General features: G+C 72.0%; 13 protein-coding genes. 6 read left to right on the top strand and 7 right to left on the bottom strand.

Annotated elements, in window-relative coordinates:
- Nucleotides 1-446 precede the first annotated feature (446 nt).
- Nucleotides 447-2,207 (top strand): S8 family serine peptidase, encoded by a 1,761-nt coding sequence (locus tag ACFYO5_RS23325; protein ID WP_388711705.1) that lies wholly within the window; start codon nt 447-449, stop codon nt 2,205-2,207.
- A 626-nt stretch (nt 2,208-2,833) separates the two neighbouring features.
- Here the strand turns inward: ACFYO5_RS23325 and ACFYO5_RS23320 are convergent.
- The gene (locus ACFYO5_RS23320) at nt 2,834-3,475 is read right to left on the bottom strand and encodes a carbonic anhydrase (RefSeq protein ID WP_388711702.1); all 642 of its coding nucleotides are present in this window, start codon (nt 3,473-3,475) and stop codon (nt 2,834-2,836) included.
- 307 nt (nt 3,476-3,782) lie between these two features.
- On the opposite strand from ACFYO5_RS23320, the gene ACFYO5_RS23315 reads away from it, so the two are divergent.
- The 4 genes from ACFYO5_RS23315 to ACFYO5_RS23300 all read left to right on the top strand — a co-directional run bounded on the left by ACFYO5_RS23315 (nt 3,783) and on the right by ACFYO5_RS23300 (nt 5,769).
- Nucleotides 3,783-4,352 (top strand): hypothetical protein, encoded by a 570-nt coding sequence (locus tag ACFYO5_RS23315; protein WP_388711699.1) that lies wholly within the window; start codon nt 3,783-3,785, stop codon nt 4,350-4,352.
- An 89-nt stretch (nt 4,353-4,441) separates the two neighbouring features.
- On the top strand, nt 4,442-4,795 hold the full coding sequence (locus ACFYO5_RS23310) for a VOC family protein (RefSeq protein ID WP_388711696.1): 354 nt from the start codon (nt 4,442-4,444) through the stop codon (nt 4,793-4,795).
- Nucleotides 4,796-5,126: 331 nt separating this feature from the next.
- Entirely contained in the window at nt 5,127-5,411 is a 285-nt protein-coding gene (locus ACFYO5_RS23305) for a hypothetical protein (RefSeq protein ID WP_388711694.1), read from the top strand.
- Nucleotides 5,412-5,442: 31 nt separating this feature from the next.
- Nucleotides 5,443-5,769: a hypothetical protein gene (locus tag ACFYO5_RS23300; protein WP_388711690.1), complete on the top strand. Its 327-nt coding sequence runs from the start codon at nt 5,443-5,445 to the stop codon at nt 5,767-5,769.
- 37 nt (nt 5,770-5,806) lie between these two features.
- On the opposite strand, the gene ACFYO5_RS23295 is transcribed toward ACFYO5_RS23300, so the two are convergent.
- The 6 genes from ACFYO5_RS23295 to ACFYO5_RS23270 form a co-directional block, all read right to left on the bottom strand.
- On the bottom strand, nt 5,807-6,427 hold the full coding sequence (locus ACFYO5_RS23295; RefSeq protein WP_388711687.1) for a sugar O-acetyltransferase: 621 nt from the start codon (nt 6,425-6,427) through the stop codon (nt 5,807-5,809).
- A gap of 813 nt (nt 6,428-7,240) precedes the next feature.
- Nucleotides 7,241-8,026, bottom strand: coding sequence for a hypothetical protein (locus ACFYO5_RS23290; protein WP_388711684.1), 786 nt, complete (start codon nt 8,024-8,026; stop codon nt 7,241-7,243).
- Nucleotides 8,027-8,078: 52 nt separating this feature from the next.
- The gene (locus tag ACFYO5_RS23285; RefSeq protein ID WP_388711681.1) at nt 8,079-8,489 is read right to left on the bottom strand and encodes a hypothetical protein; all 411 of its coding nucleotides are present in this window, start codon (nt 8,487-8,489) and stop codon (nt 8,079-8,081) included.
- Between the two features lie 39 nt (nt 8,490-8,528).
- Nucleotides 8,529-10,436 carry a hypothetical protein gene (locus ACFYO5_RS23280; RefSeq protein ID WP_388711679.1) on the bottom strand — a complete coding sequence of 636 codons (1,908 nt, stop codon included), beginning with the start codon at nt 10,434-10,436 and terminating at the stop codon, nt 8,529-8,531.
- A 612-nt stretch (nt 10,437-11,048) separates the two neighbouring features.
- Complete coding sequence (locus ACFYO5_RS23275) at nt 11,049-12,770, bottom strand: FAD-dependent monooxygenase (RefSeq protein ID WP_388711676.1); 1,722 nt, start codon at nt 12,768-12,770, stop codon at nt 11,049-11,051.
- Between the two features lie 83 nt (nt 12,771-12,853).
- The gene (locus ACFYO5_RS23270) at nt 12,854-13,606 is read right to left on the bottom strand and encodes an AraC family transcriptional regulator (RefSeq protein WP_388711673.1); all 753 of its coding nucleotides are present in this window, start codon (nt 13,604-13,606) and stop codon (nt 12,854-12,856) included.
- Nucleotides 13,607-13,660: 54 nt separating this feature from the next.
- Between ACFYO5_RS23270 and ACFYO5_RS23265 the strand changes: the two genes are divergently transcribed.
- Nucleotides 13,661-14,893: an MFS transporter gene (locus tag ACFYO5_RS23265; RefSeq protein ID WP_388711671.1), complete on the top strand. Its 1,233-nt coding sequence runs from the start codon at nt 13,661-13,663 to the stop codon at nt 14,891-14,893.
- Nucleotides 14,894-14,983 lie beyond the last annotated feature (90 nt).

Genomic DNA, 14,983 nt, shown 5'->3' with positions numbered 1-14,983 from the left:
CTCGCCGCAGCTTCTGCCCATCACACCGCAACGATCACCGAGTATGCGCCTCGCGAAGTCGCCACCCGACACCGAGCGCCTTCGAACGGAATGACTCGCGCAGCGGGCGGGACCCTCTCTACCTCACCCGGATACCAACACCGGCATCAGCCCGTGCGGGCAGCTCGGCCGGCACCAGGCCGACGGCGTACGCCCGGGCGCGGTCGACGGCGCGGAACTCCCAGTGGATCCCGACCACCCCGATGCCCGGAGTAGGTCTTTTTCAGCCGTCCCTGTCCCTCTGTAACGTCCCTGCACGGAAAGGTACTTCCGTACAGGAGGACCGGTCTGACATCTTGCATCCACCACTCGTTTCGTACGGCCCGGCCGGTGCCCTCAGCACGGCCGGGCCGTCTTCGGAGGACGCATTGATACCCCACATATCCAGCCGACCCAGACGCACGCTGGTGCTGGCGGCCACGCTCGGTGCCGCTCTCGCGTTCGGCGCCCCGGGCGCCCTCGCGGGCACGCTCCCCGTCGTCCCCTCCACCGCACCGGCCGCCAAGACCCACGCTCCGGCCGCCGTGCCGGCTTCCCGGAGTGCGACCTGGGTGGCCGGCACGCGTGCCTATCTGGTGATCACGGCCCCCGGTGACAGTTCGGCGGTCCGCTCCGCGATCGCGGCCAACGGCGGCACCGTCTTCTCGAACTTCGACGCCATCGGCGTGATCGTCGCCCACTCGGCGTCCAGCGGATTCGCCGCCACCATGCGCGGCGTCGCCGGTGTGCAGCAGGTCGGCGCCACGCGCACCTCGGACGTCCCGGCCGACGCCTACAACCCGGCGCTCCCGGCCGATCCGGCCCAGGCCTCGACCCCGGCCGGAGAACCGGTCCGGGCCGACATGAGCCAGATCAAGGCCGACCAGGCCTGGGCCGTGAACCCGGGCTCCGCCTCCGTCAAGGTCGGCATCCTGGACACCGGTGTGGACGACCGGCACCAGGACCTGGCGCCCAACTTCAACGCGGCCGACTCGGTCTCCTGCGCCTACGGCAAGCCCGACACCCGTGCCGGCGCCTGGCGGGACGTCGACACACACGGCACCCACGTAGCGGGCACCATCGCCGCGGCCAAGAACGGCAAGGGCGTCGTCGGCGTGGCCCCCGGGGTGAGGATCTCCGCGGTCCGGGTCGCCGAGCCGGGCAACTCCTTCTTCTTCGCCGAGAACACCATCTGCGGCTTCGTCTGGGCCGGTGACCACGGCTTCAAGGTCACCAACAACAGCTATTACACGGACCCGTGGCAGTTCAACTGCCCGGACAACATCGACCAGGCCGCCATCATCGAGGGTGTCAAGCGCGCCCAGGAGTACGCCGAGGGCAAGGGTTCCCTCCAGATCGCCGCGGCGGGCAACGAGAACTACGACCTCGCCCACAAGACGACCGACTCCGCGAGCCCGAACGACTCGACGCCGGTCACCCGCACCATCACCAACGCCTGCCTCGACATCCCGACCGAGCTGCCGGGCGTGGTCACGGTCGCGGCCAACGGCACGGGCGTCACCAAGGCCTCGTTCTCCAACTACGGGCAGGGCGTCATCGACGTCGCGGCGCCGGGCAGCAACGTGTACTCCACCGTCCCCGGCGGCGGCTACGGCAGCAAGAGCGGCACCTCGATGGCCACCCCGCACGTGGTCGGCGTGGCGGCACTCATGGCCAGCGCCGACCCGGGCATCACCCCGGCGCAGATCCGCGCCAAGCTGGCCGCCCAGGCCAACGACATCGCCTGCCCCTCGGACAGCCGCTGCACGGGCACGACGGCCAGCAACTCGTTCTTCGGTGAAGGACAGGTCGACGCCCTCAAGGCCGTCGGGACCACCCCGCCGCCCGGCAAGTACTTCGAGAACCTCGCGGACGTCACCGTCAACGACAACGCGACCGTGGAGAGCCCGATCGCCGTGACCGGCGTGACCGGCAACGCCCCGGCCACCCTCAAGGTGGGTGTGGACATCAAGCACACCTACATCGGTGACCTCAAGGTCGACCTGGTGGCACCGGACGGCACCGTCTACACGCTGCACAACCACGCCGGCGGCAGCGCCGACAACATCGCCCAGACCTACACCGTGAACGCCTCCTCGGAGGTCGCGAACGGCACCTGGAAGCTGCGCGTCAACGACAACGCCGCCTCCGACACAGGCAAGATCGACGCCTGGAACCTGACCTTCTAGCGCAGGGCCAGGAGGAAACGCCCCCGTACAGCACGCACTGCGCCGGCGAAGGCTCCTGCCCGTAGCCGGCGGACAAGGCGGGCTGCGGTCTGCTCAGCCAGGGCCGTGAACTGCTGGGCGGCACAGGGCACATGGGCCTCGGCGGCGGTGTACGCCGCCGTCGGGGGCCACCATGCCGGAGGCGTTCAGGAAGGCCGCGGACAACGTGGGGCCGCTGTCCAGGGCACCGTGCGCCTCCCTGAGGAACTGCGCGGCCGTGTCCGTCCGCGCTGACCGTAGGGGCAGCGGGGCCGCGGCTGCACGCGCCGCGGCCCCGAGGAGTGCCGGCCGGCCGACGCGCGGGAGTGGTGCGCATCGGGTGAGGTCAGTGCGGTGGAGTGGGAGCCCACTCCCGTCCGATGGCCTCGCGGTGGGACTGGCGATCGCCAACCGGCTCCGCCACGCCGCAGGCGCCAGCCCCGGCCCCGGCCCCGGCCCCGGCCCACGGTATGACCAACATCCCCGTTGCGCGGTGTGCCGGCCGAAGCACCCAGCCACACGCTCCCACCCACCCTGATCGAGAAGGTGAGGTCCCCTTCCGGCCGCGGCCCATCACGCGGGGGCAGCCGCGGCCGAGGTGGTCGGGATCAGGACGTGGTGGCGACGTGCGTCTCGAGGCCGCGGGACGCGACTACCTGTGCGCTGCCGTCGGCCAGCCGGTAGCACAGGCCCACCACCGCGGCCTGGCCGGCGGCCACCTTCTCGGCGAGTACCCGGGAGCGGTCCAGCAGCAGATCGACGGTGTGCCTGATGTGCTCGGCGAGGATCTCCTTCGGCTCCACCAGTCCAGCGGCCCGCGCCGCCAGCACACTGGGGGTCACCCGCTCGACCACGTCCCGGACGTACCCGCCCGGTGCCATGCCGTCCTCCAGCGCGGCGCACGCCGCACCCACCGCACCGCACGAGTCATGACCGAGCACCACCACCAGCGGGCTGCCCAGCACGTCCACGCCGTACTCGATGCTGCCCAGCACCTCCGCACCTACGACGTGGCCCGCGGTGCGCACCACGAAGAGGTCGCCCAGGCCGCGGTCGAAGATGATCTCAGCGGCCAGCCGGGAGTCGGAACACCCGAACAGCACGGCGAAGGGCTGCTGGGCCGGTGCGATCTCGGCCCGGCGGGTGGCGTCCTGGTTCGGGTGCTCGGGGACGTCGGCGACGAAGCGTTGGTTACCGGCCAGTAGCAGGTCGAAGGCTTCCGAGGGCGTCGGAGTCTGGATCTCGGTCATGGCCGCAGCTTACGAGTCGGCACCAGCCGTCGCACCGCCTGGTCGCCTCGGTCATCGCCGGGTCGGCCGACGCCGACGGGTCGGGCGTCGTCCCCAGGCGCCGGGTCGGGGCGGCCTCGACTTGGTTACTCAGCGCGCGCCGCAAGTATCCCGCCCCATGCGGGGCCGGCCGACGGCGCACACCGGATAGGGGTGCACCCGTACGGCCCGCCGTGATGGCGGGGTGTACGCAGTCCGGCAAGGGTGGAGCGGGGGCGCCGTCTTCGTCGAGCGGGCCCCTTGCGACCGCCACCGAAGGAGTACCGAGATGTCAGAGCGCAACACCGTCATCCGCAGCCTGCACGATGTGGGGCTGGCAGCCTGGTTCGGTGGCTCCCTGATGGGCGCCATCGGCCTCAACGGCGCGGCCCAGGATGAGGGCGGCACGGAGGCGACCCGGGACCGGATCTCTTCCTCGGGCTGGGCGAAGTGGGCTCCGGTGAACGCGGCCGCCATCGGCGCACACCTGTTCGGCGGGGGTGGGCTGCTCGCGGTGAACGCCCATCGCGTCGCCACCCAGCAGGGCGTCGCCGGCTCCACCGCGGCCAAGACGGTCGTCACCGCCGCGGCTCTGGCCGCCACCGCCTACGCCCGGGTCCTGGGCAAGAAGGTCGAGCTGGCAGCCTCCCCGGACCCCGAGGACGCCGAGAAGGCGAGCAGGCACCCGATCGACCTCGACAAGGCGCGGCGGCAGCTGGCCTGTGCCCAGTGGGCGGTGCCGGCCCTGACCGGATGCCTGGTCGTGCTGAACGCCCTGCACGGCGAACAGCAGCGCCCGACCGAGCAGATTCCCGGCATGTGGGAACGCGCGCGTTCCGCCACCCATCTCATGTCCTAGCTGACGAGTTCCCCCGCGTGGAGACGGGGTGCAGCGGGTGCAGGTCTGGTGCCGGGCCCGCCCGGTCGCTGTCCTGGCAGGATGGCGGAATGGAACGAGTACTTGGAATCGGTGGACACTTCATGCGGGCAACCGACCCCGCGGCCTTGAGTGCGTGGTATCGCGACTGCCTGGGCCTGGCCGCGGATGAACACGGCCTGTGGAGTCAGGAGGCCGGGCCGACGGTGTTCGCGGCGTTCGAGTCCGAGACCGACTACTTCGGGTCCCGCACCCAGCAGACCATGCTGAACTTCCGAGTCCGCGACCTGGACGCGATGCTCTCGCAATTGCGTGCCAAGGGAGCGGACGTGGCCGAGGAAACGCAGGACATGGACGGTGTCGGTCGATTCGGCTGGGTCACCGATCCCGAGGGCAACCGAGTCGAGCTGTGGCAGCCCGCTTGACCGCGTCTTCCCGTGGGAGGTGGCGTGCTGCCGGACCGTCAGGTTGCCGAGGTGTGCGCCTTGGTCAGGGCCGCGCGGCTATGTCCCATCCTGCCTTCTGCGGCCTGTCGGCGGGGCACCTGGGTGACCTCGCGGCCGAGCTGCATCGCGCTGGGCGGCGCGGTGCGAGTCCGGCCGTCACGACCGACGGCGAGGCCGTCGCCGTCGGGAGGCGGGAGCGGGGCCGCGAAGTATGAGCTGGGTATGAGCTGCTCTTCGTCGACCGGCTGCTGGTGGCCTTGGTACACCTGCGGACCGGGCTCACTCAGCCGCACTCGGCGCAATTTACCAGGTGAGTTGGTCCACGATCGGTCGGGCGATCGATGAGATCCGTCTGCTGCTCGCCGAGCGCGGCTTCGCCGTCCCCGAGCGGTCGGAACGGCGACTGCACACGCTGGAGGATGTGTTCGCATACGCCGCGGCCGAGAACGTGACCTTGCGGATCGACGGGATGGAGACCCAGGTCCGCCGCCCGAAGGGGGGCCGTCCCGAACTGCGGGCGTTTCGTCTCCGGCAAGCGCAGGCAGAACCTCCTCGGTATCCGTCGTCGACCTCGGCCTTCACGGTGGGGCGCTGACGGACGTGCTCCACAATGCCCTCGGTGACTTGTGAACGAGTTCCCCGACCAGGTCTCGGCCGCCCCGCCGGAGAAACCCCATCACCTCGACCAGGACGACGCCCCTCTGACCGAGGAGTACGGCTGGCGCGAGATGAAGTGCCGCCGATCCTCGCCCCGGATCCGTGTCGCACACGCGAATGCCGAGCACCGCCAGTGGCGCCCGCTCCAGCGCTGCACAGGGCGCCGCGAGACCTACGGCGAAACCCACCGTGCCGTTGCCGGCCCGGTCTCCGACCGCGCGGCCCGCAGGCCCAGCCAGCAGGAGTCGAGCACGGAACTCGTCCTCGTGCGCACCGGCAGCCCGACGACTCGCTGAATCCCCCGCCGAACCTCTGGGCCAGCACGACCCGAGATCAATCGCGGGGCAGCCCGTCATCCCCGGTGGTACGTGTGGTGAGGTCCTCGTCCGTGATGGGGCGGACCACCCGGCAGGGGGCCCCGACCGCGACGGTCATCGGGGGAATGCTGCGGCTGACGACGCTGCCAGCGCCGATGACCGACCCGTATCCGATACGAACGCCGGGCAGGACCACCGCGTTGCTGCCGATCCACACTTTGTCCTCGATCACGATCGGTTGCGAGAACCGTCCGAAGTCAGCGCGTCGGGAGGGATGCACCGGGTGTCCCGTCGTGGTCAGCGTCACGCTCGGCGCGATCATGACACCATTGCCTATGTGTATGTCCACGTCGTCGACGAACGTGAGGTTCACGTTCCCGAAGAAGTCGTCACCGATGTGGACGTTGCTGCCGAAACCGGCGTGGAACGGCGGCAGGAGCACCGTGCGTTCACCGACCGAGCCGAAGATCGCGACGAGCAGCGATCGGCGCTTCTCCGTTTCACTCGGTGGCGTGTGGTTGTACTCGAAGATCTGCTCGGTGCGACGCCGCGGGCCCTGGAAGGCCGCTTCCGACTCGGTGTAGACAAGCCCTTTGGCGATCCGGGCCAGGACTTCTTCCTCTTGAGGATGCGGCACAGCGGAACGATCCCTTCGTCCAACCCCTCGGGCACAGACCCGGCGCGCCCCCGGTCGACCGCGCGCATCCAGAGCCTACGTGCACCGCGAAGAGACAGTGATCCCGTTCGGGCTGAGGATCGTGGTCCCCGCGCGGCGCAACAGGCAACGTCCCGGCTCGGGCCCCGAATGAAGCGACTTCCGGGGCCCTGTGCGGCCTGGAGGTCGGCAACCCCACGGCCTGCTCCCCGCACGGGGATGGTCCCGGCAAGTCCATCAGGAGGCGGCCGCGCCCTGCGGAGAGCTGCCACTGTGGAGCGGCACGGAGGCCTGGACCACAGCCCGGTGCGCGTGGTCCGGGCGGCCGATCCAGCCCGTGAGGACGGGACCGGGGTCGGCGTTCGGGCCGAGTCTTTCGAACACTCGTGAGCGGGCGGCTTCCCGAGTGGTGTCGTTCAGCAGCCGAGCATTGGGGCCGGCCGCCCCACCGGCGCAGGCCCGGCGCGTACACCTCCTGTCGGTGCAGGCCGGTCCGCAACGCCTCCGCGGTCGCCACGACCAGAGCCCGCTTACCGACGCCGGCCACGGGCACCGGCGGGGGTGGGAGGACCAGGCGCCACCAGGCGGGGGTGAAGACCTTGGCCTGGACCTTGGGCGCGGGCGGCTCTGGCGAACCGCACCAGCGCCTGCGGACGGCCCGGCGGGATCGCGGCCGGATCCCACGACCCGCCGCCGAACGCCTTCAACGCGTCGTACCGCTCCAGCGCCGTGCCCACCCCCGCCGCCGAGACATCCCGCGGTGAGCGCCGCAACCGGTCCAGCTCCGACACTTGCTCAGGAGGGCTCCGGCGCCGGGCACTCCATGGACGGTGGGCAGAACCAGGCGCGGGCCGTGTCGAGCAGTGCGCGTTCGTCCTCGACTCCGTCGCCCTGTGCCCCGTAGACGATGAGGGCGTAGTTCTCTCCGTCGGCGGCCTCGAAACGGTGGTCGATGACGTGGTAGGCGGAGCCGGCGGTGGGTTCCCCACTCAGTTCGTCCGCCGTGTACTCGTGCTCGGCCGCCTCGTTCCCCGACGCGTCCGGCACGTCCCCCAGGTGGATCTGCTGGTAGCCGTCCAACTTGCTCGCCGTCTTCTGGGCTTCCACCACCGAGGCGTGCGCGGAGTCCTCCATGAGCTGGAAGATCTGGATCCGGCGGATGCCGTCCGGAGCGCGGTACTCCACGATGTCGATGCCGTACTGCGACGGGTTGCTCTCGCGGGACCAGCCCTCGGGCAGGGCGATGCGGAAGCCCTCCGGGTCGCCGGGATCCAGGAAGCCCGGGGGCGGCGACGCCGATGCCGTCACGGTCGGATCGGCCGTCGTCTCCTCCCCCGGAACGCCGTCGTCGGTCACGCCCGGTTCGACGGGTGCCTCCTGGGCCGGCGGACGGTAGGGCTTCGGTTCGTCCTTCCATGCCAGGGCCCAGGTACCGAACGCCACTGCGCTCACGGCGAGGACGACCGCCGTGCGCTGGAGAACGTTCCGCTGGCGCGGCAGGTCGAGGTACTGCTCGACGTGGAAGAGGCGTTCACGTCGTGACCCGGCCCACTCCTGCCGTTCGGTGTCGAACACTCTCATCGTTGCCGTCCTCCGTGCCCCGGTGGGTCCGTCATCGGGTGTGGTCCGCTCATCAGCCGAGCAGTTGGGCGACACCCTGGACGACGGCGGTGGCCGACGCGACCGCGCCGACGGCGGCGCCCTGGGAACCCAGCCAACTCCGTACTCCGTTCAGCAGTCGGGTGAGCCGGCCGCTGCCGGCGGTTCCCGCCCCCACGATGTCGGCCTCGGCCTCGGCGAGTTCACCGTCGAGCACGGCGTCCTCCTCGCTGCGGTCAGCCACCGGCGGCAGCGCACCGCGCAGGTCCCGGATGGCTGCGAGGAGTTCGGCGTGCCGGGGGTCCGGTCCCTCGCCGGTGGTGTTGTACGACGTCGCCCTACCGTGACTGCCGGTGGCGATCGACCCTCCGGTCATCGAGCCGATGCTCACGCCGCCTCCGCTGCTCGACGGCTGCTCCGGACCGCTGTCTGGGCTGCTCGACATCTGGGGAGTCCCCTCTCTCAGGTCGTACGGATTCGGGTGTCAGGGTGTGTGGTTCGCGCGGGTCGCCGACGTGGGCGGCGGGCCGTCGTGGTGGGCGGCGTGGCCGTGGCTGCCCGTGGCCACCGCACCGCCGGACATGTCCTTGATGAACACGCTGCCGCCGCTGAGCTGGTAGACGTGCTGCTCGAACTCCTCGGTGCGGTAGCCGTGCGCCTGGAGGGCTTCACGGACTCCGTTGACGATGCGTTCCTGAATCGTCTTCACATAGCGGGTGCTGTCCATCCGCTGGAAGGCGGACAGCCGGTTGGTGCTCACCACTTCGCGGAGCGAGACTCTCGGCACGTCCGGGAGCCCCTCGCTGTCCTTCCAGCCGGACACCACCGCGTTGCGCAGGGTGGCGAGTCCTCCGATGCCGGTGTCGACCGCGACCACCGGGGCCTGTCGCAGGGCGCGCAGCGCCGCCCGGACCCAGGTCTCGGGAAGCTGGTCCACGAAGGCGTCGACGGCGCGGAACTCCCTGCGGACGGGGCTGAGAACGAAGGGCACCACTTCGAGCATGAGCATGCGGCCCTGGGTGTGCACCCGGACGAGGACGGTGACGACGACCTGCTCGTGCCAGGCGCCGACGCGGACGCGAAGGAACACCCGTCGGCCCTCGCCGCCCTCGTCGACGGCTTCCCGCAGATGGGCGGCGACCTGGGTGGAGTCGTAGACGGACCGGCCGCGCCGTTGACCGGCCCCATGAGGCAGCGTGGCCGGGTCGGAGACGCCGCCGACCTCGAGTTCCTCGTCGCGTGCCACGCCGCCCGGCAGGTAGACGAACCGCTCGACCTCCAGGTCCCGCAGCCGGTCCCGGCCGCTCAGGGCGGCGGACTCGCGCAGTCGTGTCAGCTGCGGTTCGATCATGGAGAGCGCGGAGTCGGCGGTGAGGGGCCCTCGGATCGGGTGGGGCAGCGCACCGCCGTCGGTGCTGTGGATCCGGTCGGGCGGACCGGCGCCGTCGGTGCCGCCGGTCTGGCGGGGCAGAGCGCCACCGTCCGTCGTGCCGGGGACGGCATCCGCCAAGTCGGCCTCGCCGGCCTGCCGGGTGCGCGGGCGCAGTTCCATCGCGAACGACCAGGGAGTGCCCTGCTCCCCGAGGCCGACGAAGGGACTGTCGTCGCCGTACAGCGTGAGCGCGGCCTCCTGCTCGCGCCGGATGTCGTCGCGCACCATCTCGTACAAGGGGCCCGCGGGCAGCTCCGGCTGGGTGGCGGTGGGAAAGGTCCAGCGGGCCAGTCTGCGGCACAGGTCCTTGCGCTGCCAGGTCTGGTACCACCAGGCGATGAGCGCCATCGCGAGGGGGAAGAGCAGGGGGTACGGCGTCTGCACACCACCGCCGAGCACGCCGAAGACGTAGCGGTACCAGTAGAAGAGGGCGAAGGCCGCGGCGCCCAGGGAGAGCAGCGAACCGGCGCCGTCGGCGGCCTTGGCGACCGGGTCCGGTAACCCGGCGGACCGGGCGGCGCTGCCGCCTCCGCGGGCCGTGTGGGCGAACCACAGCGCCAGGCAGACCATCGCGTACCACACCGACCAAGGCAGGGGCATCCCGTCGGTGAGCCGGTCGTCGCCCTCGAAGAACGCGGTGACGACATCGCTGAAGTGGACGTCGGCGCCGTCGCCCCAGCGATCGGAGAGGCTGTCCCAGAACATGATCACGTCGGAGAGGAAGAAGCCCGCCCAGGCCCCGAGCATCAGCAGGGCGGCACGCGCCTCCTGCCTGGTCACCCGCAGGGCGTGCGAGAGGACGGGCAGGACGTCGATCCCGTTGGGCGGGGCGACCGGCCGCTCGCGATGGTCGAGGAGTTCCTCGATGACGCGACGTCGGAAGCCCGCGTCCTGATAGACACCGGCGCACAGCAGGCGTGTGGCCTCCGTGCGGCTGTACCGGTGGTCCGGAAGACTCACACCAGACACGTCGCTCCCCCTGATGGTCCGTCAAATCCCCCGAGTTCTCCCATCGTCGGGCGACGGGAGAACACCGGCAAGCCCCGCACAGTCTCCATCCCCGCGCACGACGGCCGACAGGGTGACGAGCGTGGCGGGCAGCCACTCCTGTGCGAGGAGCGGGACGCTCAAGGTACTGCCACCGCTTCTCCCCTGTGACGCTCTTGCCACAGTTGCCCAGACGGCTACTCCTTTCGAGTGAATCCGGGGGATTCTCCTCGCCGTCAGTGGCCGCCCGTCAGTTCCCCGCTGCACGTCTCGTGGATCCGGGCGCCGGGCTCGTTCGGGCAGGCCGGTGACGCCCGTCCCAGCCGAATAACCGGTCCTCGCCCGCCAGCGGGACGCCGAGGAACGGCTCTGCGGGTGACCACCGACCTCGTCATCGACGCCCAGGAGAAGTGCGCCACCGCCAGTCGGAGACACCGGGCGCGAAAGAGACAGCGGCTTCTATGACGAAGCGCAACAACTATCAAGGCGCCCCTACTCGCCCCCGTTTGCGTCCTGTGGTCGAAGGACTGCTCCCCCGGAACTACCGAAACAGGCGCCGACAACGACCGTGTCCAAGCGATCGCACTAGCTTCGCGCGTCCGGAGCGGACAGGGTGGCGGCATAGCCGGCCAGGGCCGCCTCCGTGTCGGCGAGCGGGAAGCGGGCGCCGAGGTACCCGTCGGGGCGTACGAGGAATCCGGTCGGGCCGTCGGCCGCGTAGAGCCGGGCGAACTCCCCGGCGGCGTCCCGGTATCCGGGGACGCCCAGGGCGGCGGACGCATCCTCGGCGGCATCGCGGGCGAGGACGGCGACGGTCCGCGGGCCGGGGCCGGGGAGCTGTCCGGCGGCCTCGGCCGCCGCGGCGAGGGCGGCGGCGCCGTCCCCGTACAGGAGCAGCGCGTGACCCGGGTGGCCGCGCAGGACGTCGAGCAGGCGCACGGGGTAGGCGGCGCCGGGCAGGGCCAGACCGGCGCAGTCCGGGGCCCGTTCACCGGGCTGGGGCGCCCCGGCCGGACCGTACGGGGCGCCGGCGAGCGGCCCGTCCCGGTAGCCGACGAGGAGTTGGGCCTCGCCCAGCAGCACGGTCACCGGATCGTCCGGTTCGGTCTCCATGCCCTGGCGCGCGTGGCGCACGGTCCGCCCGACGACCTCCTGGCCGACCGGGCGGCGCTCGGCGTCGTAGGTGGTGAGCAGGGCGGCTCCCGCCGCACCGCGCAGGACCACGGCGAGCTTCCAGGCCAGGTTGCAGGCGTCCTGGATACCGGTGTTCATGCCCTGGGCTCCGGTGGGCGGGTGGATGTGGGCGGCGTCGCCCGCGACGAAGACGCGCCCTTCGCCGTAGCGGTTGACGATGCGGTGGCTGATGCGGAAGACGGAGGCCCAGCGCAGCCGGGAGACGGCGGCCGGGATCGGGGCGAGGCGGTCGACGACGGCCTGGATGTGGGACAGCCCGGGGACGCGGCCGCCCTCCAGGCCGTGCGCCACCCCGTCGCCGCGTCCCGCTTCCGGTACACGGTCCCGTGCGCCGTCCCGGGCGGGGTCCCGGGCTCCCGCGCCGGCCGCGCGCGCCCCGTCGGCCGGCTGCGCCGAGAGTTCCGGCGGGACCAGCATCGACATGCGGTATCGGCTCCTGCCGGGCAGCGGGATGCACACCAACAGGTCATCGGTGGTTCCGTCGGCGGTGCGGTGCGTGGACCGTATGCCGTATCCGTGCGGCAGGTCCCAGTCGGCCTCGACGTCAGCCAGCATGTACTCCTCGGGGAAGGCGCCGCCTTCGTACGAGAGGCCGAGTCCCTTGCGCACGGTGCTGTGGGCTCCGTCGCAGCCGATCAGGTAGCGGGTGCGCAGCTCCTCCTCATCGCCCGAGGCGGTGCGCAGCATGCTGGTGACCCCGTCCCCGTCCTGGGTGAACGACAGCAGCTCCGTGCCGCGTTCGATGACGGTGCCCAGCGCGGCGACGTACTCCTCGAGGATCCGCTCGGTCTCGTACTGCGGCAGCGCGGCGAATCCGTACGGCACTTCGGGCGGCAGCGTGAGTTCGATCCGCGCCTGCTGGCGGCCGTTGGCGTAGACCAGCTGTCCGCGCATCGGGACGGCGGACTCCAGGGCGGTGCGGGCCAGGCCCATCCGGTCCCAGATCTCCAGGGTGCGCGGCTGGACGCCGACCGCCTTGGCGTACGGGAGCCGGGCGGGCAGGCGGTCGACGAGCCGGCAGCTCACGCCCTGGCGGCGAAGTTCCGCGGCGGCGCTGAGTCCGACCGGGCCGGCGCCCGCGATCAGTACGTCGGTTGTCCGGGTGTGCCCCACGAGCGCCTCCCAGCGGCCTGACCCTCCGCACCCCTCCCCTCCATCATCGCCCGGTGGCGGAACGACGGCGAGGCGGGGGCAGGTCACAGCCCCTTGGCGTGCACCCCCGGCGTATGGCCGAAGGCCCGGCGGAAGACGTCGATGAACGCGCTCGCCGAGGACCAGCCGCAGCGGTGCGCGACCGCCGTCACCGGGGTGTCCACGGCCAGCAGCCGCAGCGCGTGGTGCAGCCGCAGCTGGGTCCGCCACTGGGGGAAGGTCATGCCCAGCTCGGCGCGGAACAGCCTGCTCAGCGTCCGCTCCCCGGCCCCGGCTCCGGCCTGCGCCCCGAGTTCCGCCAGCCCGCGAGGATCCGCCGGATCGGCGTGCAGCAACGCGCACACGGCGGCCAGCCGGGGATCGGAGGGAGCGGGCAGGTGCAGCGGTTGGAGCGGCGAGGTCTGCAGCTCGTCGAGGAGCACCCCCAGCATCCGGCTCCGCTCGGCGCTGCCGTCCTCGGGGGCCCTGGTGTAGGCCAGGATCAGCTCGCGCAGGAGGGGGCCGACGGCGATCACGGCGGGGGCGGCGAGCGAGAGCGGGTTGAGGTGGGTCGGCAGACCCACGCAGTGCAGGTCGGCGCGGCCGAACGCGCGGTGCTCGTGGACGGTCCCGGCAGGGATCCACACGGCACGGGTGGTCGGGGCGACCCAGGCACCGGCGTCGGTGGTGATGGAGACCACCCCCGAACCGGCGTAGCAGATCTGGTGGTCGTCGTGGCGGTGCGGATCGATGCCGTGGTGGGTGTCGAGTTCGCGAACGCTGGTCGCCGCGCGAGGAGTGTGGCGGATTTTCTGCATCACCCGGCAATTTATCGGAAGCGGGCCGGGCTCGGCGAGAGCGATCCTCGACGGGTGACCCCCAAGAGACAGACCCTGACCCCGGCATCCATGCCCGCACCCCCGATCCCGGTCCCGGCGCCCGCCCCGGCGCCGGCCCGGCTCCGTACGGCCGCCTTCTCGGCGGGCCACTCCTGCGTCGACGTCTACCAGGGCTCCGTCGCCGCACTCGTCCCCTTCCTCGTCTCCGAGCGCGCGTACGGGTACGCCGCCGCCTCCGGCATCGTGCTGGCCGCCTCGCTGCTCTCCTCCGTGGTCCAGCCGCTGTTCGGAGCGCTCACCGACCGGTGGGCGATGCCCTGGCTGCTCCCCCTGGCCACCGCCGCCGCGGGGCTGGGCGTCGCCCTGGTCGGCCTCGACGCCGGGTACGCGGCCACGCTCACCGCCGTCGCGCTGTCCGGGCTGGGCGTCGCCGCCTACCACCCGGCGGCCGCCCGCCTGGTCCGCACGATGGGCGGGACCGGGCACGGGGCGATGAGCTGGTTCGCGCTCGGCGGCAACATCGGCTTCGCGTGCGCCCCGCTGCTGGTCGTCGCCGCGCTGGCCCTTCCCGGTACGGCGGGGTGGTGGCTGCTGGCCCTGCCGGCCGCGCTGGGGGTGTTCCTCAACTGGCCGCCGTCCGCGAAGCGTTCGCCCTCCGGAAGCGGTGCGGCCCCGAGTGCCTCGCGGCAGCCCGCGAACGACTGGCGGGCCTTCCTGCGGCTCTGTCTGGTGGTCGTCGTCCGCTCGGTGGTCTTCATCGGCCTGAGCACCTTCATCGCCCTGTACGTCCGTGAGCGCGGCGGCGGCGAAACCGGCGGAGCCGTCGCCCTGTTCGCCCTCTTCGCGGGGAGCGCCGGCGGAACCCTCGCCGGGGGCCGGCTGGCCGCCCGCTGGGGCCGGGTCACCACGGTCCACCGCTCCTACGCGGCGGCGGTCCCCGCCGTCGCGGGCATCCTCTTCCTCCCGCTGCCGCTGGTGTACGTCTGCGCGGCGCTGGCCGCCGCCACCCTGTACGTGCCGTTCTCCCTGCAAGTCACCCTGGGCCAGGACTACCTGCCGACGCGCATGGGCACGGCGAGCGGAGTCACCCTGGGCCTGACCGTCAGCATCGGCGGTCTCGCGAGCCCCCTCATCGGCGCCGCGGCCGACGCCGCCTCACTGCGTACGGCCCTCCTCCCGCTGGTCGCCCTCCCCCTGCTCGCCTGGGTACTGGCCCGCCGCCTCCCGGAGCCCGCGGAGCCCCGGGTCGCTCCGGCGGGACGGTGAGGCCGGGCCCGGGGCCCGCGGCCCGCGCCCGACGCCCGGGCAGGGCGCCGGGGGCCCGCCTGCCGGGTCAACGCCTCGAGTTGGCGAATT

This window comes from Streptomyces sp. NPDC006259, assembly GCF_042870975.1.
GTDB lineage: Bacteria > Actinomycetota > Actinomycetes > Streptomycetales > Streptomycetaceae > Streptomyces.
This window is presented reverse-complemented; position numbering and strand designations above follow the sequence as displayed.

What these genes read in the sequence shown, in the direction of transcription:
- ACFYO5_RS23320 (WP_388711702.1), bottom strand. Translation starts at nt 3,475, where the DNA reads ATGACCGAGATCCAGACTCCGACGCCCTCGGAAGCCTTCGACCTGCTA.
- ACFYO5_RS23315 (WP_388711699.1), top strand. Translation starts at nt 3,783, where the DNA reads ATGTCAGAGCGCAACACCGTCATCCGCAGCCTGCACGATGTGGGGCTG.
- ACFYO5_RS23310 (WP_388711696.1), top strand. Translation starts at nt 4,442, where the DNA reads ATGGAACGAGTACTTGGAATCGGTGGACACTTCATGCGGGCAACCGAC.
- ACFYO5_RS23290 (WP_388711684.1), bottom strand. Translation starts at nt 8,026, where the DNA reads ATGAGAGTGTTCGACACCGAACGGCAGGAGTGGGCCGGGTCACGACGT.
- ACFYO5_RS23285 (WP_388711681.1), bottom strand. Translation starts at nt 8,489, where the DNA reads ATGTCGAGCAGCCCAGACAGCGGTCCGGAGCAGCCGTCGAGCAGCGGA.
- ACFYO5_RS23270 (WP_388711673.1), bottom strand. Translation starts at nt 13,606, where the DNA reads ATGCAGAAAATCCGCCACACTCCTCGCGCGGCGACCAGCGTTCGCGAA.